Origin of the sequence: Crocosphaera sp. XPORK-15E (genome assembly GCF_034931425.1) — a bacterium.
Classification (GTDB): domain Bacteria; phylum Cyanobacteriota; class Cyanobacteriia; order Cyanobacteriales; family Microcystaceae; genus UHCC-0190.
This window is the reverse complement of sequence record NZ_JAYGHQ010000022.1, coordinates 31,632-56,467: the sequence shown is the minus strand read 5'-3', so window position 1 is coordinate 56,467 and position 24,836 is coordinate 31,632. Positions and strand designations below refer to the sequence as shown.

The following is a 24,836-nucleotide window of genomic DNA, read 5'->3' as shown; positions in this document are numbered from 1 at the left end:
TAGTAAAGCGAGTGGTTTTACCCTTTTTGTACAAGCAGAATGCTATTTCAAAACTTTTTTATCGATGACTTTGCCCGATTGATCCATATCATAAACAATGGGAACTCCAGTACCTAGTTCCAAATTAGGAATGTCCTCCTCAGAAATATTTTCTAGTTCCATAATAATCGACCGCAGCGAATTGCCATGAGCAGCGATCAAAACATTGTCTCCCTCAATAATATGTTTGAGGATACGCTCACGGAAAAAGGGCAAAGCTCGATGACGAGTATCTTCGAGACTCTCTCCACCAGGGGGAGGAACATCATAGGAACGTCGCCAAGTATGGACTTGTTCAGTCCCAAATTTCTTGACAGTTTCAGTTTTGTTTAACCCTTGTAAATCGCCATAGTAACGCTCATCAAGGGCAGCACTGAGAAAAATCGGTAATTCGTCTTTGGGATCTCCGTCGTATTTATCCCAGCCATGCCATGCTTCATCATCGGCATTATGCTTAATAATGGGAATTTTGCCACCGCAGATGTCATCGACCTCCGTTAAACAAATTACGGCTGTTTCAATAGCACGAAACAGCATACTGGTAAAACAAACATCAACCCGATAATCCCGTAATTTACAAGAGGCGATGGTGGCCTCGGCCCGCCCCTGCTCACTCAAGGGAACATCAACCCATCCCGTAAATTTATTGGCAGCATTCCATAAACTTTGTCCATGTCGAATCAAAATGAGTTTAGCCATAATTTTCTAACCCTCCATCCTCTTGTAAAAAATTAACCTTTGACTTTTCTAGAAATCTTGTTAAACTCTGCTCTCCAATGGTATGAAAATTAAGAAACCTGAGTTAAGAAAGTAATTGTTCGACATGGCTAATGATGCCATCAGGATCAATTCCCTGATGAGGATATTGCTCCCAGAGTCCTCCACAACCCTCTCGGTAAGTTCCGAGATAAGCATATTTAGGCGAATAGCCTCGTTCCAATAACCAAGTGCCAAAACGGCTACCAAGTCCGGTACGGCGGTTAAAAGCTTCTACCACCACCACAAAGGGAGATTGACCAATTTTTTGCATCATTTCCTCATCAACCACGTTTAAGGTAGATTTATTAATTAAGCCGACCTCAACCCCTTCCTGCTTCAGTCTTTCTACGGCATCTAAAGCACGATACAGCCCCTCACCAAAACTAACGATATAACCCGCCGTTCCTTCCCTGACAACCTCATCCTTACCAGATGTAAAGGTATAACCTTCCCCGTAGAGATCTTTACCTTGGGCATCTAATAAGTTAGGAACTTTGGAACGAGTTGAAAAGATAAAGCGCAGTCCTGGATCGTTAAAAACGGCTTTGACACAAGCCTTCATCTGTCCAGCATCTGCCGGAAAGTAGAGGCGCGTTTCATAGCCGTCTTCTAGTCCATTGTCGGCAAACATATTATTTAAACCGAAGTGGCAGGTATTGTCCGCCATGTCATCAATGCCCGCATGGGAAAAATGACAGAGAACGTTTGAGAAGTTAAGCCGTGCCATAGTGATTTCCGAGATGCACATCTCTAAAAAAGCACTAAAAGTGGCAAAAATGCCCTGTTTTCCCTTCTCCATGCCAAAACCCGCCGCCGCAGAAAAATTAGCCCGTTCCATAATCCCACCACTGATGAAGATTTCGGGATAGGCTTGACGAATTTGTTGAAGTCCACAAGACCCTTCTAAGTCGCTATCGACACAGAGTACCTTTTCCTTGCGTTCCGTTTCACTCATGCCACTGAGGAGAGAAACCACCGTATCACCGAAGATATTACGGTTCGACCCCATCTTAGTGCCAGAACCGAGATAAGTATAGGGATTTTTGCCTTTAGGGATACTCTTGAGGTAAGCTACTGCCCCATCTTGACCCCGTTTTTCTAAGTGTGCGATCGCTAAATCTAAAGGGATGACATCATGGCCATGGGGTGAACCTTCCAACCCTTCAATACCAACGCACATTCTGCGCCAGTTAATTACGGCTACAGGCCCGTCCGTAGTTACGGCTTGGTGAAGGCGACGGTAGAGATTATCGAGATCTTCTCCTTCTCCCGCAAAGGTGGCTAATCCGTGTCCCCCTAAAGTGCGGCTAAGGTCGTAACCCTTTTGATATTTGGAAGGATGGCCAGCAATGGTCACATCGTTATCATCAATGACTAATTTGACATTAAGATTGTGAGCAACCGCAAAACGGGCAGCCTCAGAATCATCCCCTTCTTGCTGCGCTCCATCAGAACCCAGACAGAAGACAATTTTATTAGGATTAGCCTTAGCCACACCGTTAACATAGGGCCACAGGTGTCCTAAACGTCCAGAACTGAATTGTACACCAGGAGTAAGACCAAGTTCTGGGTGTCCAGGAAGTTTAAAATGGGCTTCTCGGTAATGCAGCAGGGTTTCGGCATTCAAATGACCCCGTAATACTGCCATTAGGTATTGGGTAGCAACGCGGTGTCCCGCTTCATCAAAGAAAATAGGAACAAATTTGTCAGGTGAACCTCGAAAGAAGGCATCAAGGATCATCACTTCAGGCACAGTATCGTAAGGGCCGCCTGTATGTCCGCCAACACCCCTAGCTGCACCAGTCGCGGTAAAAAAAACGATCGCGTCTCGACAGAGTTGAATATTGGCTTTGAGGGTTTCTTTTTGTGACGAAGTTAATTCCGGCTGGTTGAAATCTAGAGCTAAAGGTTGATAAGCTCTTAAATCAATAGGAAATGGGGTTGTTGTTGCTATCATTATTAATTCTCTCCAATGGTATAAATATCAAGAAAGCTAGTGCTTCTAGCTTGTCTCAAGGGCAAACCCCCCAAAATTAAGACTTGATCTCCTTGAGCAACAAAATTGCGCTTTAATAATTCTGATTCCATCTTTTTGAGCAACGCTTCTAAGGTAAGCTCATCGTATTGAAACAGAACGGGACGTACCCCCCAAACTAGATTAAGATGATGATAAACTTCTAAATTGGGGGTTAAAGCCACCACCGGAACCTTGGGACGTTCAGCCGCCGCCAATTTAGCCGAGTATCCTGTTTCTGTGAAAGTAACAATACACTGAAGATCTAGCACTTTATCAATGGCATTAAGGGCTTCAGCTAAAGCGTCGGCCTTATCTTTATGGCGGGGGGGATAGTTAGTAAAGGTGATTTCTGGCTCAATATCACGGGCAATACTAGCTAACATGGTAACGGCTTGTACGGGAAAATCGCCGATGGCAGATTCCCCTGAAAGCATCACCGCATCTGTACCATCAATAATGGCATTGGCCACGTCACTCGCTTCAGCACGGGTAGGACGAGGGTTACGAATCATACTATCTAGCATCTGAGTAGCGGTGATCACCGGAATGCCCTTTTGATTACACATCCGAATAATGTGTTTTTGCAAGAGAGGCACTTTTTCGGGACGCATTTCTACCCCCAAGTCTCCCCTGGCCACCATAATAGCATCGCATTCATCCACAATAGCTTCTAAATGCTCAATGGCTTGAGGTTTTTCAATTTTAGCTAAAACAGGAATATCAACCTTTTTCGCCTCTAAAAAGGCTTTGAGGGTTTTAATATCTTCTGCTTGACGAACAAAACTCAAGGAAATGATATCAACTCCTTGAGAAATACCAAATTCCAAATCTTTTTTGTCTTTTTCCGTCATGGAAGGCAGTCGTAATGTTAGGGAGGGAAAGTTTACCCCTTTATGGCTTTTGAGAATGCCTCCACCAACGACTTTACAAGTCACTGCATTGCCTTGGACAGTTTGAACGCTTAACTCTAATAATCCATCATCAAGTAAAACTTGTGTACCTTGTTGGGCTTCTTCGGCAACGTAGGGATAATCAATACCAACAGTATTAGCTTGGTTATTCCACTCAGCTAAGGGAACTAAGGTCAGAGATGAACCTTCTTTTAAGGTTATTCCTTCTTTTGGTAGTTCTCCCACCCGAATTTTAGGCCCCTGTAAGTCTTGTAAAATGGTTAGAGGCAAGTCTAATTCTTGGGAAAGCTGACGCAGTAATTTGACCATTTGACCATGATCTTCATAGCTACCGTGGGAAAAGTTAAGTCGAGCGACACTCATGCCCGCCAGCATCATTTGACGCAGCACATCGGGGGAATTACTGGCTGGCCCAATGGTGGCCACGATTTTGGTGCGAAAATTTAATGGTTTCATAAACGATTGTGTCTGGAATTGATAGATTGCAGAATTTTGAAAAACGTGAGTTCAATGAAACTAGGTTTTTGTCTAGCTCTGAGCCTGAGTTCGAGCTATAGCATTACCCATTAAGGTTAGGACATTTATTACCTCTGAAACCTTGTCTGTGTAGGGGTCAACGGCTTTTTAACATGGCGATACAACTAATTTTTGAAACATTAAGTGATGAAACACAATTAATATCAAATCCGGTTAAACACCAGTATTTGTGAGAATCATAAGCTTAGACGCATTTAGTTTGTCTCATTGGGTTAGCCACGGCAAGGGTTTGTGGTGTGGAAAAACGCAGGTTAAATGCGTCTAAGCTTAACTCCTGTGAAAAACCCGACCCTACAAAAACCTGCTCCTACAATCTTTTGTGTCATTAATTGTCTGTACCGACTTACTTGTAGGAGACAGTCAAATTAGCGGGTTGAGAGCGATCGCCTGTTAATGTTACCCCTCGTTCATTGGCAGATAAATGTCTGACAAGTTGATAAACCGTTTCAATTTGCTCTGTTGTTCCTGCTTTCTCAGCCAGTTCTGCAATACTTAAGGATGTAGCGGAGTTTTTGAGAACCCCTAAAATGTCTCGCTGTAAGCTTAAAATTGAGGCAGCCGCTTTCTTGCCTGCTTCTACTCCTGGTTGATGATAAGCATTGATATTAACGAGAAAGGCATACAACCCCACAGCCCTTTCATAGAGAGCAATTAAAGCCCCCACAGTTCGAGGATTGACTTGAGGAATAGTAATGGTGATAGAATCTCGCTGATTATCATATAAAGCTTGTCGCGTTCCTAATAAGAAACCAGACAAAAAATCCCCTGAAGTAGCATCAGGTTCAACTTCTAAAGATTTTCCTGGACGATCTTCTAATACCTCAATAAAGGTGGCAAAAAAGTTAGGAATGCCTTCCCGTAATTGCTGGACATAGGCGTGTTGATCAGTAGAACCTTTATTGCCATATACCGCCAACCCTTGATGCACAATCTTACCATCAAGATCTTTTTCTTTGCCCAAGGATTCCATCACTAATTGTTGTAAATAGCGAGAAAACAGCAGGAGACTATCTTTGTAGGGCAAAATTACCATATCTTTTTTACCCTGGCCATCACCGCTATAATACCAAGCAAAGGCCAAAAGAGCCGCCGGATTATTTTTTACATCTTTAATTCGAGTGGCGGTATCCATTTCTTTGGCCCCCTCCAGTAACTCTCGAATATTAATGCCCAATAAGGCAGCAGAAAGTAACCCCACCGACGACATTTCTGAGGTACGTCCCCCCACCCAGTCAAACATGGGAAATTCAGCTAACCAGCCTTCCAGACGTTCTAATTCGTCCATTTTGCTACCAATCATTGTAATGGCGACAGCATGGGCAGGAAAATTCAAGCCAAGCTGTTCATAAGCCCATTTGACCTCCAGCATTCCGTTACGGGTTTCGGGGGTTCCCCCTGACTTACTGGCAATAATCACCAAGGTACTCTTTAAACGGTCTTTGAGACGATTTAAAACTCGATCTATCCCTGCTGGGTCAGTATTATCAATAAAGTGAATGGCAAGGGGCGGAAAGTCAGGGGCTAAAGATTCAGCAACGAATTCTGGGCCGAGGGCTGATCCCCCAATGCCGATGGAAAGAATATCGGTAAATTTATCCGCTTCTGGGGGTTTAATCGTGCCTTGATGGACTTTTTGCACAAAAGCTTCAATGGCTTCGAGATTATCGATAATCTCTTTTTTTAGTTCTGGCGGCGCAATATCGGGATCTCGTAACCAATAATGCCCTACCATGCGATTTTCATCGGGATTAGCGATCGCACCCTTTTCTAACGCCTCCATTTCTTGAAAAGCTTTAGCAAATCGGGGTTTTAGGCTTTCAAATAAGCTGGTTTCAAAGCGCATTCGGCTAAGATCAAGGTAAAGGTCTAGCCCTTGGTGATAATATAGCCAATCTTGATAACGTTGCCAGAGGTTCATAATTCAGTCCGCTAGTCAGTATAGATAGCAAAAAGCTTCTGTCGTCAGGCTTTTCAGAAAAACGAATAGCCTTATCCTTTATGAAAAAGCTGATTTTCCGGCAAAACGGGCGGTTTTACCTAATTGCCTTTCAATGCGTAAAAGTTGGTTAAATTTAGCGATCCGTTCGCCGCGACAACCGGAACCTGTTTTAATTTGTCCGACCCCGGTTGCTACCACTAAATCCGCAATGGTTGTATCTTCTGTTTCACCGGAACGATGAGAAACAAAACATTTATAATTATGTTTCTTGGCCAGTTCAATGGTGTCTAGAGTTTCCGTTAAACTACCAATTTGGTTGACTTTAATCAAGACAGAATTAGCAATACCTGCTTGAATGCCTTTGGCTAAAATTTCCGCATTAGTACAAAAGAGGTCATCTCCTACTAATTCCACGCGATCGCCAATAGCATCGGTTAATAGTTTCCAGCCTTCCCAGTCATTTTCTCCCATGCCATCTTCCAGAGAAACAATAGGATATTTATTCGCCCAATCTTCCCATAATTTCACCATTTCTGCTGGGGTTTTGGTGGATTGATCGGACTTAAAGAACAAATATTTGCCATCTTTCCATAATTCTGCTGTCGCTGGATCTAAACAGATGGAAATATCTTCACCTGGTTTATACCCTGCCGCTTCAATGGCTTCAATAATAAATTCGATCGCTTCTTCATTAGATTTTAAATTAGGGGCAAATCCGCCTTCATCCCCGATCCCTGTACTTAATCCTTTCTTTTTCAACAACCCTTTGAGGGTGTGAAAGGTTTCTACGCCCATCCGAATGGCCTCAGCAAAACTAGGGGCATTGTGGGGGGCAATCATAAATTCTTGGAAATCAATGGTATTGTCAGCGTGTACCCCGCCATTGATAACGTTCATACAAGGAACGGGCAATAAACAAGCATTTGTCCCTCCTAAATAACGATAAAGAGGCATTTTTAAATAATTAGCTGCTGTACGAGCAACGGCTAAGGAAATAGCGAGAATGGCATTCGCTCCCATGTTGGCTTTATTGGGCGTTCCATCGATGGTAATCATCGTGTGGTCGATGGCCCGTTGTTCGGTCACATCCATACCAATGAGGGCGGGGGCTAGATGCTCGTTAGCATTTTCGACAGCTTTAAGAACCCCTTTTCCGCCATAACGTTTGGGATCTGCATCCCGCAGTTCTACCGCTTCTTTTTCTCCTGTAGAAGCCCCTGATGGGACAAGCGCACTGCCCATTGTGCCATCTTCGAGAACCACTTGGGCTTCAAGGGTGGGATTTCCCCGTGAATCGAGCATTTCGGCAGCAGTGATGGATTTAATACGCATGAAGTTTAAGTCTCCTAATAATGCTTGGTTAATATTTCTTAATACAGAGTCGTTTATTCATGTCCGACTACTTAGAAGGCATTAGAAACAATAGTTTGGGCCTCTTCTAAGATGAGGTCAAGATGGGATGGGCTTTTAAAACTTTCGCCATAGATTTTATAGACATTTTCTGTCCCCGATGGACGGGCCGCAAACCAACCTGCTTCTGTGACAACTTTTAAGCCACCAATGGGGGCATCGTTGCCAGGTGCTTTAGTTAGTTTCGCGGTAATAGATTCTCCTGCGAGGGAAGTTACTGAGACATCTTGGGGCGAAAGTTCGCTAAGACGGGATTTTTGTGCTGGGGTCGCAGGTGCGTCAATTCTGGTGTAGAATGACTCTCCTAAGCGGGCAGTCAACTCTTGATAGTGTTGTTGCGGATTTTTTCCGGTTTTTGCGGTGACTTCTGCCGCCAATAAATCCATAATCAAACCATCTTTATCCGTCGTCCAAACCGTGCCATCTTTGCGTAGGAAAGAAGCCCCGGCACTTTCTTCTCCCCCAAAGCCCAAAGAACCATCTAATAACCCATCGACAAACCATTTAAAGCCCACTGGAACTTCCCAAAGCTTGCGCCCTATGTCCTTGGCCACTCGATCTATTAAGCTACTACTAACGATGGTTTTCCCAATGGCACTGGTAGCAGGCCAATGGGTACGATGGCTGAATAAATACCAGATGGCTACCGAGAGGAAATGATTGGGATTCATCAGTCCCCCTTGAGGTGTGACAATACCATGACGATCTGAGTCTGTATCATTGCCGAAGGCGATGTCATATTGGTCTTTGAGTTTAACCAGATTGGCCATGGCGTAAGGAGAGGAACAATCCATGCGAATTTTACCGTCCCAATCCACTGTCATAAAGCTAAAGGTAGGATCTACTGTGGGGTTAACTATCTCTAAATTGAGATGATAACGGTCAATGATCGGTTGCCAATAGCCAACATTAGCACTGCCCAAAGGATCAGCCCCGATGCGGATGCCAGCAGCTTGAATAAGTTTCATGTCAATGATCTTGTCGAGATCATTAACATAGGGGGTAATAAAATCAAATTGATGGGTAGTTGAAGCTGTCAGTGCCTTTTCATAGGGGATTCGCTTCACCTCTCGATTGTTTTCTTTTAGCAGTTGGTTGGCTCTTTTTTGAATCCATTGGGTAATTTCTGGATTTGCTGGGCCACCGGACGGGGGATTATATTTAAACCCGCCATCTGTTGGGGGATTGTGTGAAGGGGTAATTATAATGCCATCGGCTAACCCTTCTGTCCGTCCGCGATTGTAGTTTAAAATAGCATGGGAAACGGCAGGTGTTGGGGTATATTGACGCTCTCCTTCCTCTGTCGTTAAACAAACTTCTACCCCTTGGGCCGCTAAAACTTCTAGGGTTGTTTTTTGGGCCGGGGACGAGAGGGCGTGGGTATCCATTCCCAAGTACAGAGGCCCGTTTATTCCCTGACTTTGACGATATTCTGCTACTGCTTGGGCCATGGCCAAAACATGATCTTCATTAAACGTTCCTAAAGATGAAGATCCTCGATGTCCAGATGTGCCAAATGTTACCTGTTGTTGGGAATTTTCAGGATCGGGCTTAATACCGTAGTATTGCTCTCTCAGTTTAACGACATCGATGATAATTTCATCGGGCGCGGGTTTACCTGCTAGGTGACTAATCTTGTTTTCTTTTGTTTTCATTGTGTGACTATGTTATTGAGGATTTTATTTATTTTATTTCTCGTTACTTTTCTCGTTACTTTTTCTTGCCAATGTTCTTTTGGTTGAAAATTTTTACTCCTATTTAGTTTGAAGTGTTTTTTGTAGATTATTTTCTATTTAGCCATTTTCTAGTAATATTTTTTCTTAAAAAAACCTAAAGATTTCGTTCTTAATCTAACCATTAAACAACCCTAATTAAAGCTTAAACTAGCGAAGCGATAAACGAAATCAACCAATTGTCAATTGATCAATGTGATCCTAGCAATAAAAAAGAGACAACAATTAAGAAAACATAACTCGAAATAAACCACTTAACAATGTGCCAATAATTCCTTCAGCTAAGACACAATAAATTAAAGGTAGCAGAACTTTCCGAATCACCAATCCTTCTTGTCTCACTAAACCAACAGTTGCACAAACAGAGACGACATTATTAATAGAAAACATACTCCCTGAAGACGAACCTCCAGCTTGCAAAGCGACCATCAAGCTTTCCATAGTTCCCGTTTGTTCTGCTACTCCAAATTGAAATAAGGAAAACATCATATTACTAACAGTGGTACTTCCGGCAATGAAAGTTCCAATCGCGCCCATCAAAGGGGCAAATATTGACCAAATACCCCCAACGACACTAGAAACCCCCATCGCTAAAGTTAAGGGCATACTTTCAAGATTAAGGGCATTAATCTCTGAATTGACAAAGACAGTAGCTAAAGCCACTGCCCCCAAGGTAGCAACTATCGCTCCTCTTAGGGTCAAAATCGTGCGATGAAGGGAGTTTGTGATTCGTTCTTTCCCCATATAATGAAGTCCGTAGGTAATGATAACCACCAAAATAAAAATCGATGCAGGAAGATAAAGGGGCTGAACCGTCGAAGTAATAAGAGTTCCGAAAATATTATTCCATCGCCATTCTACAGACAATAAAATATCTTGAATAGGCAAAAAAGATAAGCGAGAAATAATTAAAAAACATCCCACTAAAATATAAGGAATCCAAGCTTTTTTTAAACCAATAGGATGACTTCTCGGCTTGAATTTTGAATTCATAGGCCTTCCCCATTCCTCCTCCCATTGATGAGATGGAGCAAAATCCCAAACTTGTTGAGGCCGAAACCAACCTTGAGTTAAGACCAAGGTAACAACAATCAAACTGACTAAACCTCCTAATAATGAAGGAAATTCTGGACCTAAAAATAAGGCTGTCAAGACAAAGGTTATAAAAAAAGATAATCCCGCTAATAAAGCTAAGGGCCAAACCCCTAATCCTTCACGCCAAGAACGATTCTCTCCAAAGAATCCTGTCAACATTGTCACCATAATTAATGGCATTAAGATTCCGACTAATCCATGTACAATGGCAGTCTGTCCGCCAATTTGTCTTAAATAATCATCAAAACTAACTCCTAATTCGGCTAAACGTTGATTGACAACGGGTAAGTCATTTAACCCTAAACCTGTAGCTACTCCCAATAACAAAGGAGTTCCCACTGCCCCAAAACAAGACGGGATGCCTTGAGCGGGTAGGGAAACTAATACCGCAGCCAGGGGAGGAAAACCCAATTTTACCAATAAAGGCGCACAAATAGCCGCAGGGGTTCCAAAACCCGCAGCCCCTTCCAGAAATGACCCAAAACACCAAGGAATCAAAATGGCTTGAATTCGTCGATCTCCAGAAAGTGTTAACAGTCCTTGACAGATTGCTGACAAAGCCCCTGATTCAATTAAAGTATTTAAGAGTAAAACGGCTCCAAATAAAATATAAAGAATTTGGCAAGCAGTAATCATGCCATCAATTGTTGCTGCCATAATTTGCTGTGGAGGAACTTGCCAAATAATCCCCGCATTAAATACTGTAATGAAATACACTAATGGCATGGTTTTTTGGGCAGGCCATCTTTTTATTACCAAGAAAAAAAATACGCAAATTATGGGAAAAAGGGCAATGATTGTATAAAAAAATAGTTGCATAGAAAAATATTTTTAAAGCTGGGATAGAGAATAAAATTGAAATTGTTACACTAATTTCATTAACTTATTATACAACACTTGTAAAAGTAATCTATCAAACCTGATCGCCAAGATGTTAGGTTATGTGTAGCCGGACTTTAGGAAATTGGTATTATTCAATTAATTAATTTTACTAATGTCCCCAACTTTTGATAACAATAATTGATAAAAATCCCAATAACGTAGACATTCCCACAATAGATCCTCCTTTGGCATAAGCTTCGGGTAACATTGTTTCAGAAATAACGGTTAACATTGCTCCTGCGGCCATGGCTCCCACAAAAGAAACAGCCGATTCTGGAAGATTAGCAAATAAAAGTGTGCCAATCGCTGCTAAAATTCCGGTGATTAGCGTAATAGAACTCCACATAATTAAGATTTTCCTCACAGAAAAACCTTGTTCTTTCATCCCTTGAGAACTGGAAAGGGCTTCTGGATAGTTAGCAATAAATAACCCCGCTAATAAGGAGGGACTCAAAGGTGCCGAGACAAGGTGGGCCCCAATGGTCAAAGCTTCAGGAATACCATCCATTAACAACCCCAACCAAATAGCCATTGGTGCATCTTTATGTTGGGCTACTGTGTTAGAAATAGCACTTGCTGAAGGAATTAAATGGCCAGCATTCATGTTTTGACAGGCTTTTTGTATCCATTGTCCAGCTTGGGACGGGGTAAAATTTTGTTGTTTAAGAAGATAATTCTGCATTTTCGGTTTTTCCAGAAAAACTTTAATCGCTTCTTCGAGGTTTTTTGATTGCTGTATCATTTCCTCAAAATCACGTTTCCTTAAAGTCCAGACTTGAACATCCGTCAGGGCGATCGCACTCACTGAATGATTGGCCCCAGTGACAAAGGATAATTCTCCGACGGGATCTCCTGATTTTAAGACGAAAGGAGGCTTTTGCAGGTGATGGGGATAGACAATTTCTATTTCCCCTTGACGAATAATAAAGAGGCGATCTGAGGCTTCTTGAGGCTGAAAAAAAACATAACCCTTCTTGCGATCATGATAGGTTAAACGTTGAGCAATTTCGAGCAGTTCCTCTTGAAACAAATAACGAAAGAGGGGAAATCTGGTAATTTGTCGGGCGATTTGCAGAAATTCTTGAACATGACGCTCAATTTCAACAGCAGGCAAAATAACCCCTTCGCTATGTATTTTCTCTGTTGCTGCACTCAGCCAATGGTTAATTTTTTCTTTATTGAGTTTCTGACGTTGTTGCAGATAATCAAATAATTCTTGAGTTTGCCAAAATGATTCCGTTTTTGGGGATAGATAGGAGGAAGTTTGCAATAATTCTTCAAAATGAGGACGGGGCAAAATATCCAGTTGCGTATCTTCTGTTGTTTGAGCCACCGTTTGATGGGGAGAACCTGTTAAAAATGCAAATTGACCGAATACATCGTTATCCGAAAGATGTTTTAAAGGTTGAAAGTCAGCTTGGGGATCTAATAACTTAACTTGTCCTTTTCTAATAATATAAAGACTTTCACTGGGATCTTCTTGTTGATAAATAGTTGTCCCTTTCGGATAATCAGCAACCAGCATTTTTTGTGCCAATTGTTGTCGAAAAGAACGAGGAGACTCATAAAAAAGGTCAATTCGCTTCAGACTCAAAAGTCGTTGTTGAAAGCGGCGAGAGTCTTGTTGGGTTAAATAAGAAAGGGTTGTGGAAGGTTTTCTCAAAAATCCTCCAGAATTGTTTACCAATTGATTAACAATGGTATAGAATAAACTGCCCATTATCGAGCCAATCACTAATTCAAAAATATGCCCTTTTTCCGTGGCACTTCCCACTAAATCAATCACTAAGGCTGCTAATAAAGCTCCACCCCCAAACGCAGTCAGAAATGAGATCATCCGAGAAACTGGAGTCCAAAACAACGCAGTAATTGAACCTAGAGGCATGGAACAAGCACTGATTATTCCGTAGAGAAAGGCATTCAAAATTGGGGAATTTGACATAATTATTAACGACAGAAAAACATGGGGAAGATTAAGCTAATACGCATTTAAAATGTGTATTAGCAAGGCAAAAGGCAATGGTTCGACAAGCGGTTATCGAGCGGAGTCGAGACTTGTACTGAGCTTGGTCGAAGTATGCACCAACCAAGCAAAAAGCTTTCATGAAAGAGGGTTGTAGCTGTTTCCTTCAATTTAACAAATAAGCAGTTTAAATGCACAACAGCTTATTCCCCCATTCACTACTTTACTAGACTGATGCAAATGTGAAAATTAGCCCCCAAATCATTCGCTTTTCTTTGAAAGTCGGAGAAAAAAATAAAGCGACTTTTCGAGATACCTTGCTTAACGATTGAAGGAATATGGAACCCTATTATAAAGCAGTAGTTAAAGCACTCATTTAATCCCGGAGATGTCTTACCTATTGTCATAGATAAGCTGTTAAGCATTCAATTTTCTAGAACAATCTAAGCCAGTAAAGGGTTTCAGACTTCAAAATACGCGGTTTAAATTCTTAACAGCTTATCCTACCAATAGGTATTTTAGATCCCTAAAAAATTACTCAGACTTGCGTTTTTTCCCTCCCCAAAAACCGCCCATACCTACCGCAATAATTCCTAAAACGGTTGAAGATTCAGGCACAGTCACAGCGGCATATTGAATACTGCCAAAACCGTCATCATTAGTTCCAATATAAGAAAAAGTAGCTACAGTATTACCAAAAGCAGGAATTAAAGAGACTTCTGGAGAGGAACTAGACACAGTAAAATTCAAACCAAGAAAGTTACCGTCTAAAAATTCTACAGTAGGACTATCAGGATAAGAATCATCATCAACAGCCGTAAAAATTGAACCGAAAAAGCTCAAATTTACTTCAGATATCCCTAACGTTTCAAAACCTGAACCCGTTAATAATGAGTCATCATAGCTAAAAGTTCCAGAAAAAGTTTGTCCTGTCAATAAACCATTTTCTATCGTTCCTGATAGATTGTAATTTACAGTCGCCGCTTGAGCAGGGTTAATTTGCTGAACTGCAAGACTTAAAACTAAACCAGAAGTAATAACAGCCGCGTTTTGCCAAGAATTAATCATTTTGTCCTCTTTACATTAGATTGTCCGAAAATGTTAGTAAGTAGTCACACAAAATTAATTACCTATCACAGAGGTCTGAAAGCCTTGCTACGCAAGGATCGCTATGTGTAATTAATTTTGCCTAGGTACTTATTGAAAGGTGTGCGTTTTATGAGTCGCACCCCTCAATTTAGAAGTAGGGGCGCAAGGCCTTGCGCCCCAATATGAGTCAGGAAACTAAGCAAAGACAAAATTAGCTTGAGTCAAGGTAGAAGCATTAACTCCATTGAGAATGGCTACATCTTGCCCAAACGCTTCAATAATGGTATTCGCACCCGCTTGACGATAATCCCAATTCGTACCGCGAGAACCAAAACTTAAGCTAGTAGCCAAGAAACCAATTAAATCCCCTTGATTTGCTTTGTAATCAGCGATAATATTGGGATTTGCGGGTAAGAGAGCATCATTTTCCGTAATCCAGAATTGATCCTTACCTGCACCCCCGGTAACGATGTTATTACCACCAGCAGAACCCAGGAATAGTAAGTCATCCCCTGCACCCGTATCAATACGGTTATTCGTGCCAGCGTAAACGGTATCATTACCCGAAACAGTACGAATATTGTTGCCACCGACGGCAAAGCGAACATCTACCGTGTCATTGCCACTTCCTGTATTGAGAATTTGGTTATTGCCGATAAATTGTTTGCCATCACGCAAAGCCGCATTAAAGGTATCATCACCAGACGTTCCATTGACGGTTGTAGGCAAGGCTGTAATACCGTCGAGAACCGTATCTTGACGGAAACCGAGGCTTTGAATCCGTTGATCTTCTGATTGGAGAGTATCAACTTGGGCAAAGGGCTGTTGTTCGTTATTATTGTTGTAAGAAGCCGAAAGATACTCAGCAAAAGCATCTTGTATCCGTCCGGCCCTGAGATTGGCGTTACCCAGAGAATCGGGTTCTGTATAGTTAGTGAGGTTAACTACATTTTGGAGGACAACGGGATAACTATCACCCCCATTAGCCAAGAAAGCTTGAGTAACTACGCTAAACGTGGTATTAGAAGCAACTACTAACTCCCCATTTTTCACAATGATTTGCACACTATTACCCGTTTCATCCGCTAAAGCTAGACTGCGAATGCGACTACCAGCAGAGGCAGTGGGGTCATAACTAAAGTTAAATCCGCTAATTTGACCAAAACGACCATTCCCCGTTTCAACGGAAGAAATCATGTGTTCAGCCAGTTGGAGGAATCCGGTAGCGTTGACTGTACCGACAACGATATCGCCGTCAAACCTTAAGGAGTTGGCAATATCGAGTTGGGAGACATCCCCTTCCTCTTTCTCCACTTCCTCGTTAGCTTGAGGAGGCAGGGGAATTATTTCTCCCGACTCTCCGATTCCAAACCGTCCAATCTGATCCCGAATTGAGCCTCCATTGGTGAAGGAGATATCAATTTTGTTAAAGCCTTGAAGCAGGTTATGCTGATTCAAATAGGCTTCAGCGTAGAAATCTTGAGCATCAGCCGTCAAGTTACCTAAGTTAGTTTCCTGGGTGCGTACATCTCCCCTGACACCATTAAGGAAAACGTCTGTTTGACCGAAAATAGTGCCATCTAGGATGTTAACGAAGGATTCCACCCCATCAACAATATTGACTATATCGGGATCAGCTTTAGCTTTAACTTGGTCAAGGGTAGTAATATCTTCAGCATAGAGGCGATCAACTCCGGCGATATCGGTAGCATAGGGGCCGCTATCATCTCCAATGTTAATGACTACGCCTTGATCATCAAAAGTCACGACTAATTGATTCAAATAGCGATAATTCGCGGCTGAATTGACGTAAATAACCTTGTTATCTCCCTCTCCGTACACTTGGGGAAAGGGTTGAAGCAACTGTCCGTTATTTTGTTGGGTTTCATCTTCCCGTAAGGGGGGAACTCCCGTACTCGAAGACATCTGTTGGTGAGAACCACCCCCAAAAAGCAGATCGACTTCTAGCCCAAGAGTCGCCATTTTTTGGGCTAAAGCTATCTCAATGGCGGATTCTTGCAGGTGGGTCATCAAAATAATTTTATTGATACCTGCGTTGATTAAATTTTGAACTTCGGGGGTAATATTGGCAATAATCGAGTCAACTTGAACATCAATGGAAGTCGTCCCAGTAATCAAGTTACCGTTAGCATCTTTGGTGGTTACTTGTATTAGTCCGGTATCAGCGATAGATTTGAGATAGGGGGTGACAATGCCGATAATTCCTACTTTTTCGCCGTTATAGTCTTTAATCACACTACCAGTTAAGGTATTGGGTAAAGGCGCACCCCCATTAGCTACCACAGTTAAGCCGTTAGGAAGGGTAGCATTGCTATAATCAAGATTATTGGCTAAATAGGGGAATGCGGCTCCAGGATAGCCTCCTGCACCGATACCAACACCGCCATTCTGCCCATTAACCCAATTAGGATTAGGGGCTAAAAGATTGAGGAAAGAACCCGCACCACCACTAAATTCATGGTTGCCCACAGATGCCACATCCCAGCCTAATTCATTATTAATCAGGATGTCGGCAATGCCTCCTTGATCTGCCTGTGGATTACCCGTTATGGCATTATCGTAAATATCGCGGCTGGCATTAAAGAAGGGACTAGAAATGTAGACATCCCCCGTCGTTAATTTCAAGGTATTGTCATACTGGCCATCCAAAGCATTCATTACCGCCGAAAATCCCAGGATATCCTGAAAAGCTGGAATACCTGCTTCTTGATCCGATGTTTGCAGAATTTGCAGAGTAAAGGTTGGTAAGTCTAAGGATGCGACTAGAGGTTCGTGATCGGCAGGTTGATCAGCAAAATCAACGTTGACGTGAACGATGTCATACTGGACATTATTGGCAAGATTATTAGTTACCAAAACGTGGTCTAACGCTTGGGAGTTGCCTTGAAAGTTGAAGGTAGCGCGATCCCTGATATCCAGGGTTTGAGAAAGATTAGTTAAGACCCCACCACTGAGGATTTGTTGGTACTGTTCAAAATCAAAGCCGTTAAGATCCCCTAAAACTACTATCTTAGCGTTGGGATTTGTTGCCAAAATTTGGTTAATATCGCCATTGAGAACCGTAGCTTGAGCCGTGCGTTCTGTATCGCCGCCAATAATGGGAGGTTGAGTATCGCCAAATAAAGGTGTACCGCGCCCTCCTCTGGAAGTCAAGTGATTATTAATCACCGTCACGTCTTGTCCGTTAAACTCAAAGGTAGCCACTAGAGACTTGCGACTTGCGGTAAAAGCACCATCATCATCAGGCGTAGCGTTGGGGTCAGTGATGCGTCTCAGGGAATCTTCTACAAAGCTGACGCGATCAGGGTTATAGAGATAGCCAACTCGAATATTAGAACCCGGTGCGCCTCCATCTCGATTATTGATCGGATCAATATTTAAGAACTCGTAAATGGGGCCACCCGCAAGCGCGATCGCATCGATTAAGCCTTGATAGGTTTGGTCAGCCGCCACTATACCATCATTGATGGGGCCACTGTTGTCTTGAATTTCCTGAAGTCCTATAATATCAGGAGCTTTCAAATTATTGATAATTTGCCCTGCGAGTACGTTAAACCTGGCCCCCGCAGTAGGATTGAGGTTTTCCACGTTATAACTAGCGATCGTTAGCTTATCTGCTGTACCAACTATATCAGTCACTTCCCGTTGCAATCCGCCAGAAGTAGCATTAAATGGTTGGGTTGCCAAAACTTCATAGTTACCAAAGGCGTAACTTATTACCCCTGTTACATCCCCCAAGGAATCGCCTACATTAACTTGTGGTGCAGTGTTGCCACTTATAAAACGCAGAAGTCCATCATCAAGTTGAATCCGTTCGGGGTTAAAATCATCAGGAGTAATACCAAGACCACCGCGACTGTTGATCCCCGTTACATCGGCTCCTTGATTGGATACTACCCAAATTTCTGAATTACTACTAAAATTACTTGTTGGACCGACTGTTAAAGCACCTTGTACCGTTACCAGCATTCCTTCTAGGCTTTCATAGAAACCAATGCCGCTATCTAAGGGGATTTCGGGAAAGTCGGCTGAAGCGATGATTTCGGTGGGAGGTATCAGACCTCCTGCTCCTATTATGGTTGCGGTGGGTAACGCATTGCCTGAACTTACGACTTCGATTGTGTCATTAATTGTACTGGGGGCATTAATCTGAGTAATAGTGAGATTATTGGTGGTAGCACCGCCAGATTGAAATTCTGATACTGTTCCACTGACATTAACAGAGTCACCAACCTGGATATTACTGATGTCTCTTGATCCCGTAAAGACGAAGATACCTTCAGAAGTTGCTAGATTGTTATCAGGGTTAGGATCTTGGAGATAAAAGCCATTTCTGGCAATTACTGTGACGATTCCAGGTATATTAGTCACCAGCATACCTTCTAGGGGGGATCTCAAACCTGTTCCCTGAATATCATGGATGCTAAGTTCTGAAAGCGTTACATTTGCTCTATCGAAATCAATGTAATTAGGTGGTTCAAGTTGAAGGGTATTAGTCGTCATTGTTGGTTTTATCTTTAAATACTAGAAAAGATGCTCTTTGTTTTAAGTCCTGTCTATTTTATAGTCCATAATTCCATAATTAAGGTTAAGTGGAGGTAATTTTTTCTTTATCAAAGTTTAAAGTAAGTTTAATTTAAACCAATTTGATTATTTACAAAGTGCTATGGATAATGCTTTCAGAGTTTTGTCCTAACCAACTCTTTTTTTGCTATAGAACAAGCACTGGCGAATCCCATGAAAAAAGCACTCCAGAGAATAGAATCATCCATAACGGCTTTATAGTTTTAGGAGTTTCGTATTGACAGAAAACGATCAATATGATTTTGGTAAAAATAGTTTTTATTTAATGCGTATTTTCGCCAATCGGCGATCGCTATTAAGCTATATGGCGATCAACTGAGATCTTGAACCTAGTTTAAAATCCCCGACTTTTTGCGAAATATTAACGAGCTTATCAGGGTTTTAGGCTTTAAAAGTCGGGGATTTGTGGTTTTCCAATCATGGTGCAAGATCTGAGATCAAGGTAACAGTTCAAACAACGAAAATGTGTAGTCTAATCACAGTAAAGATGTGCGATTAAAAACTCCTAGTTTTATGATTTCTGAAGCAACATCTTAAAGGCTTTTTAGTTTATCTTGCTTGAAGGTTTCGATAATAGGGAGGAGAACTGCAGCAACAATTCCTGCAGCCAAACCATTATTGTATAAGTTCAAACCTCCGTGCAGGACTATTACATTTCTTACTACTGATGAATGGATAAATCCAGCCACAAGTCCCCACATCCAGCCGTACTTTCCTGCTATGGGGGCTAAAGTTGTGCCAAATAAAGCAGCTAATAACATTGAGGGGTCATTAATGTTTCCTTCTTTACCTAAAGCCCCTAAACATATTCCTATCATTATAGGTACGATATTTTTGGGGTGCTTACCAAAGGCAGAAAAACCGACGACCGTCAAAATTCCTCCCATAGTTGGCCCATTGAGATCTCCACCAATCAGTAATATATACAAGGTGACAATGCAACCATTAATCCCCATATTAATTAAGGAAGCACCAAACCCTTGCAGAAGGACAAAATCTGTAATGAGTTGACCAGAATATTCCCAAATGTTTTTAAGTTTTAGCCAAGGTTTTTTCTCCAAATAAATTCCAGTAATAATCATGGAAGAAAACATTAAAAATAGATAAAAGCCGAAAATTTTGTTGTTTCCTCTTGTCCAGATCATTTGCGGTTCTGGTATAATCCCATAAGAATTTAATAAGGATACAACTATCGTTCCTACAATTCCCGCAGTAAATCCCATGTTGTATAAATTAAACCCTTGATGGACTTTTAATAAATTGGCTGAGACAGGACACAAAATAAAACCGATAACTAGACTAATCGTAATAGCTAATGGAACTCTTATCCATATAGAAGCTGTTGTACTAAATAAAATTTCTGTTGTGATTGGAGCAAGAGCCGTACCAAAAAAAGCGGGGTAAATTAGATCTTTAAAGCTTTTTTTTTGAACCTTAATGTATAAAAAGACTCCGATAATAATAAACCATATATTAAAGAGATTTTTTCCAAAAAGAGAACATCCAGCAACAGTAAATAGACAAGCAATTGAAACACCATTAATTTGAAGTTTTAAATTATAAAATATCAAAAGAACAATTAATGTTAGAAGACCTGAGTTTACTAACGCTGCTCCTATCCCACCAACGCCCATATAATCGGTGATAAGTGTATCAGGTGAGGTGATGATTTTCTCAATTCCCCAAAATATTTCCGTTGGTGTATTCACCAAAAAACCAAACAGAATCAATGAGCAAAAATATAGGGCTAAAATTAAATATCTGCCATTGTCTGATAGTTCTTTGTTGTGTTTAACCTGTGGATAGTGCATAGAAAAAATACTTGCTGTAGTTCCAATTTATAATAAGTAGGAGTTCGCATTGACAAAAAATGATCAATATGCTGTTGGTGTTTATTTACGGCATATTTTCCCCAATCGGCGATCGCCATTAAGCTATCTGGCGATCGCGGTAACAGTTCAAACAACGAAAATGCGTGGCTTGATAATAGTAAAGATGTACGACGCAAAACGCCTAGTTTTTATTGTCCCCAGGGCAATCGCATTTAATTGTTGAAAGACAGTTAGGGTAAATAGTTCCGCGATCTCTGTAGGCGATCGCTTGATACTCAAAATCCTTACCAGATCGGGGGTCTGAAATTTTAATGCGATTGCTCTGTCATTGTCCCTGAAGTAAGATCGAAAGTCCTAATAGAATCAGGGGAATCACAAAAAACACACCGACGAGGTACACCAAAGCAATGAGTTTGTTCTCGCTTGCGGCAGTTGCTAATCGTTCTGCCCCAATCACAGGTAAGGGGCGCAAGAAGGGAAGGCCAAAAACCAGCAAAACTCCTAACAGGTTGAAGAACAAATGCACCTTCGCAATTTCTAAAGCTGGTAACGCCCTTTCCCCAGTGACAGACGTAGCGGCAAGCAGGGAAGTTACCGTTGTCCCAATATTAGCACCGAGGGTAAACGGATAAATGACATTGAGTCCAAACACGCCCGAACCAGCAAGCGGAATCATCAAACTGGTGGTTACTGAAGAAGATTGCACCAGGATGGTGATAAATATACCCGCCAAAATTCCGGCGATCGGTCCTTTGCCTAAAGCGGTGTGAAGGATATCTTTGGCTCGACCTACCATCAATTGCTTGAGCAATTTACCCATCAGGTACACCGAGAGAAAAATTAAGCTAGTGCCAATGATAATCTGCAAAATACCGTTGAAGGGTTCGGGTAGAAAACCTGTGGCACTCCGAATTAAGTCACGGGCAGGTCGAACCATAGCACCAACTAAGTCAAATTCGTCGACGCTCCAATCGCGATCACCTAAAAAGAAGCCAGCAGAAGCTGTGCTGAGGCTTTCGAGAGGATGAAATAAGATCTCTAGTGGGAAGAAAATCAACGTTGCAATGAGATTGAATAAATCCAGAACAGTTGATGCGGCAAAGGCTTTTTTGAATTCTTCCTTGCTGCCTACATAGCTTAAGCTGACAATGCCATTGGTAATAGAGGTTCCAATATTAGAACCCATAATCATTGGAATGGCGATCCGGACGGGTAAACCGCCTGCGACTAAACCCACAATAATCGACGTTGTGGTACTAGAGGACTGAACTAATGAAGTTGAAATAATCCCCACGACGAGTCCGACAAATGGGTTGTTGGCAAAGGCAAAAAGCTGTTCTGCTTCATCGCCAACGGCTGCTCTAAAGCCTCTGCTAATGACTCCAACGCCGAGGATCAGTATGTAAACTAACACCAAAACCAGTAGCCAAAGGAAAAACGTTTTTCTTCTGCTAGTCGCTTCAGGTAAAGAAGACTCAGCCGGATGTGTATTCATAAAGAACCTCGTGATTGCTTGCCGAAAATATGTATATAGAAGAATTCGAGTAAATTTACCGAAAATTTGGGTTTAAAGCCTCCCCCTTTTAGGGGGACTTTGTACTATGGTATTAGAGTCTTCAGGTTAAAATTGCCTATTTTAGCTGACTATCAATCAAAAGTATTACATCATTAGGTTAAGAGAATTTTATTTTTAGATTCAGGGTATGTTATTTTTAGGTTAAGAAAATTCCATTCTGGCATTGCCTTTTTCGGGGAAAGGTTATCCTCCCTTTCCCTTTTTTTTTGACAAAACTTCATTTTTTCTTGGTAAATCTTTTGAACGGTTTCAAGATACCTCAATTAATTATCCAGCCCACTTATTACGCCATTTTACCATTCCACTTTCGGACAATATCCAGCGACGACAGGGTAAGTTTTCTCGCAGAGGAAGCCTGGATGGGCGAATGACAGCATATTTATAGGCAATCGCTTTACCCGCACTTTCATTAAAAGGAATTTCTCCAAACCAAGTATTTTGATTAATGTATTCAAGGGGATAAGCTTTGTCTATCTCCCAATTACCCAGTTCTGGACAATCTCCTGTGACCACGACGGTTTCTCCAAGATTAGTTTGAACGCCATTGAGTTGCACTCGCACCACCATTTGCCCCGTGACAATTTCTCCTTCATGACTTAAAACGATTACTTCATCAGGGGAAAGATTAAGACCAAAAATGCGTCCACCAGATACAGAAATGGAGCGTTCTGTTATCACACAAGTATAGTTCGCATCGGGTAATTCCGTATTGTCAATATCGATGGTGGTTGCTTCTCCTTTATTCATGATCACTAAACAGCGAGAATCACGATAACGGCGTAGATAAGCATAGATATTATCGGAAAGATACTTTTGTTCTTGGCTACCCAGTGAAATTGCTGGATTTTTTCGTCTTAACTTTGATAATTTTCCGATTGTTTGATATAAATCCGTATCGGTATTCCACTCAGACATCATGGGACGATTATAGGGATCATTGCCTCCGTTGGTGTCATTATGTAAATATTGCTCTGTGCCATAGTAAAGACAAGGGATACCTCGACAGGTTAGGATCACAGCAACGGCTAACCTTAATTTATTCCCGTTGTCATTTAAGCTCAAAAAACGGGACATATCATGATTATCAAAAAAAGTGATTAATTCTGTCGCGCTATTGTAGTAGTGATCACAATCAAAAATCCCTTGAAGACGATGAAAACCACCGGATTGATTTTGAGCGATCGCTTCTCGGATAGCGTAGCATAAACCAAAGTCAACAATGGACATTCCTGTATCATTAACAAATTGAGGGGAACGACCATCATTAGGGTTTCCAAATCCCCATTCTCCAAAAGTGAACAGATCCGGCTTATGGGTTTTAAGATCTGTGAGAAATTCCTGCCAAAACCAGACAGGCATATGCTTAACGGTATCAATACGCAGGGCATTTACTCCCTTGTCTAACCATTGTTTAATAGCTGTCTTGATATAGTGGCGATAATCGGCATTATTTTCGTTAAAAGTAGCTAATCCTAACATTTCGTAGTACAACAACTGGTGTTCATCATTCCAATCACTGATACTCGGATTATGATAATACCAATCGTTGCGATCATCATGATAATCAGCAATTAGTTGACCATCATCATAAAGTTTGCCTTTTTGTCCGTTGATGTCAGGGCTACTATGATTACAAACAATATCTAAAATCAGCTTCATCCCTCGTTTCTGCATTTCTGCCACTAAACGATCAAAAACCGTCTCTTGATAAAGGGAATTAGGTTCCCCTTTGCCAATAAAACGAGGATTGATTCGTTTAAAATCTTTTGTCCAATAACCGTGCATGGCAGCACTTTCAGCCATTTCCTCCACCTGTTCAAAGAGAGGAGATAACCAAATCGCCGTTATCCCCAACTCTTTGAGATAATCTAATTTTTTGATTACTCCTTCTAAATCTCCGCCCCAATATTTTCCCCAATGTTGCCGTGAAAGATCGTATAGTTTGGGGTTGGGACCTTCATCATTGTTAGAGTCTCCGTCAAAAAAACGATCTACCACAATGAAGTAGATCGTTTCTTGCCGAAATTCAAGAGAACGAGTGAAGAAAAACTCAAAGTCCGCTTTTTTATCTGATTCAGGTTTGGGGCTGTCAAAACCCTTTGAGGCTTGTTGGGCGATAGTAGTAGGTAGAGAAACCATGAGTGAAATTTTTCCTTACAAGATTTAGTAAAAAATGCTCGAAAGAAGTAATTCCTAGAGAAGCCCACGTTGAAATCTTTGATTCAACGATGGGAGTATATCACTTCTTGAACTCATTAGACATCTCCATAAATTAACCTCAAACCCTTGTAGCATCGGGGCGGAATCTGGGCTTTTGGAGATGCCTATTGTCCCTTTAAAATGTCTTTCAGGCTTAGTCTATCATTAAAGTTTTCTTGAAAAATTAACAAAAGATGAAGCTAAGTTTATGATTCGATTATTTATTTTTTCTTAAGAAACCAGTCAGTTC

Annotated in this window: 14 protein-coding genes; 1 reads left to right on the top strand and 13 read right to left on the bottom strand. The window is 41.5% G+C overall.

Features of this window, described 5'->3' with window-relative positions:
• Positions 1-42 precede the first annotated feature (42 nt).
• The 11 genes from VB691_RS21775 to VB691_RS21725 all read right to left on the bottom strand — a co-directional run bounded on the left by VB691_RS21775 (position 43) and on the right by VB691_RS21725 (position 20,790).
• Positions 43-738, bottom strand: a complete 696-nt coding sequence (locus tag VB691_RS21775) for a 2,3-bisphosphoglycerate-dependent phosphoglycerate mutase (RefSeq protein WP_323293635.1) — start codon at positions 736-738, stop codon at positions 43-45.
• Positions 739-841: 103 nt separating this feature from the next.
• On the bottom strand, positions 842-2,755 hold the full coding sequence (locus VB691_RS21770) for a transketolase C-terminal domain-containing protein (RefSeq protein ID WP_323293634.1): 1,914 nt from the start codon (positions 2,753-2,755) through the stop codon (positions 842-844).
• 2 nt (positions 2,756-2,757) lie between these two features.
• A complete protein-coding gene (pyk, locus tag VB691_RS21765) occupies positions 2,758-4,182 on the bottom strand; it encodes a pyruvate kinase (protein WP_323293633.1) in 1,425 nt (474 codons plus the stop codon).
• Positions 4,183-4,606: 424 nt separating this feature from the next.
• Positions 4,607-6,181 carry a glucose-6-phosphate isomerase gene (locus VB691_RS21760; RefSeq protein ID WP_323293632.1) on the bottom strand — a complete coding sequence of 525 codons (1,575 nt, stop codon included), beginning with the start codon at positions 6,179-6,181 and terminating at the stop codon, positions 4,607-4,609.
• 78 nt (positions 6,182-6,259) lie between these two features.
• Positions 6,260-7,534 (bottom strand): phosphopyruvate hydratase, encoded by a 1,275-nt coding sequence (gene eno / locus VB691_RS21755; protein WP_323293631.1) that lies wholly within the window; start codon positions 7,532-7,534, stop codon positions 6,260-6,262.
• A gap of 71 nt (positions 7,535-7,605) precedes the next feature.
• Positions 7,606-9,267, bottom strand: coding sequence for a phosphoglucomutase (alpha-D-glucose-1,6-bisphosphate-dependent) (pgm, locus tag VB691_RS21750; protein ID WP_323293630.1), 1,662 nt, complete (start codon positions 9,265-9,267; stop codon positions 7,606-7,608).
• A gap of 303 nt (positions 9,268-9,570) precedes the next feature.
• Entirely contained in the window at positions 9,571-11,259 is a 1,689-nt protein-coding gene (locus tag VB691_RS21745; protein WP_323293629.1) for an L-lactate permease, read from the bottom strand.
• Positions 11,260-11,431: 172 nt separating this feature from the next.
• Positions 11,432-13,264, bottom strand: a complete 1,833-nt coding sequence (locus tag VB691_RS21740; RefSeq protein WP_323293628.1) for a cyclic nucleotide-binding domain-containing protein — start codon at positions 13,262-13,264, stop codon at positions 11,432-11,434.
• A 555-nt stretch (positions 13,265-13,819) separates the two neighbouring features.
• The gene (locus tag VB691_RS21735; protein ID WP_323293627.1) at positions 13,820-14,353 is read right to left on the bottom strand and encodes a PEP-CTERM sorting domain-containing protein; all 534 of its coding nucleotides are present in this window, start codon (positions 14,351-14,353) and stop codon (positions 13,820-13,822) included.
• Positions 14,354-14,569: 216 nt separating this feature from the next.
• Positions 14,570-18,898: a 5'-nucleotidase C-terminal domain-containing protein gene (locus tag VB691_RS21730; RefSeq protein WP_323293626.1), complete on the bottom strand. Its 4,329-nt coding sequence runs from the start codon at positions 18,896-18,898 to the stop codon at positions 14,570-14,572.
• Positions 18,899-19,512: 614 nt separating this feature from the next.
• The gene (locus VB691_RS21725) at positions 19,513-20,790 is read right to left on the bottom strand and encodes a DUF1576 domain-containing protein (protein WP_323293625.1); all 1,278 of its coding nucleotides are present in this window, start codon (positions 20,788-20,790) and stop codon (positions 19,513-19,515) included.
• Positions 20,791-20,839: 49 nt separating this feature from the next.
• On the opposite strand from VB691_RS21725, the gene VB691_RS21720 reads away from it, so the two are divergent.
• Positions 20,840-21,034 carry a hypothetical protein gene (locus VB691_RS21720; protein ID WP_323293624.1) on the top strand — a complete coding sequence of 65 codons (195 nt, stop codon included), beginning with the start codon at positions 20,840-20,842 and terminating at the stop codon, positions 21,032-21,034.
• A 102-nt stretch (positions 21,035-21,136) separates the two neighbouring features.
• On the opposite strand, the gene VB691_RS21715 is transcribed toward VB691_RS21720, so the two are convergent.
• Positions 21,137-22,306, bottom strand: coding sequence for a Na/Pi symporter (locus VB691_RS21715; protein ID WP_323293623.1), 1,170 nt, complete (start codon positions 22,304-22,306; stop codon positions 21,137-21,139).
• A gap of 348 nt (positions 22,307-22,654) precedes the next feature.
• Entirely contained in the window at positions 22,655-24,526 is a 1,872-nt protein-coding gene (locus VB691_RS21710; protein ID WP_323293622.1) for an alpha-amylase family glycosyl hydrolase, read from the bottom strand.
• Between the last annotated feature and the right edge of the window lie 310 nt (positions 24,527-24,836).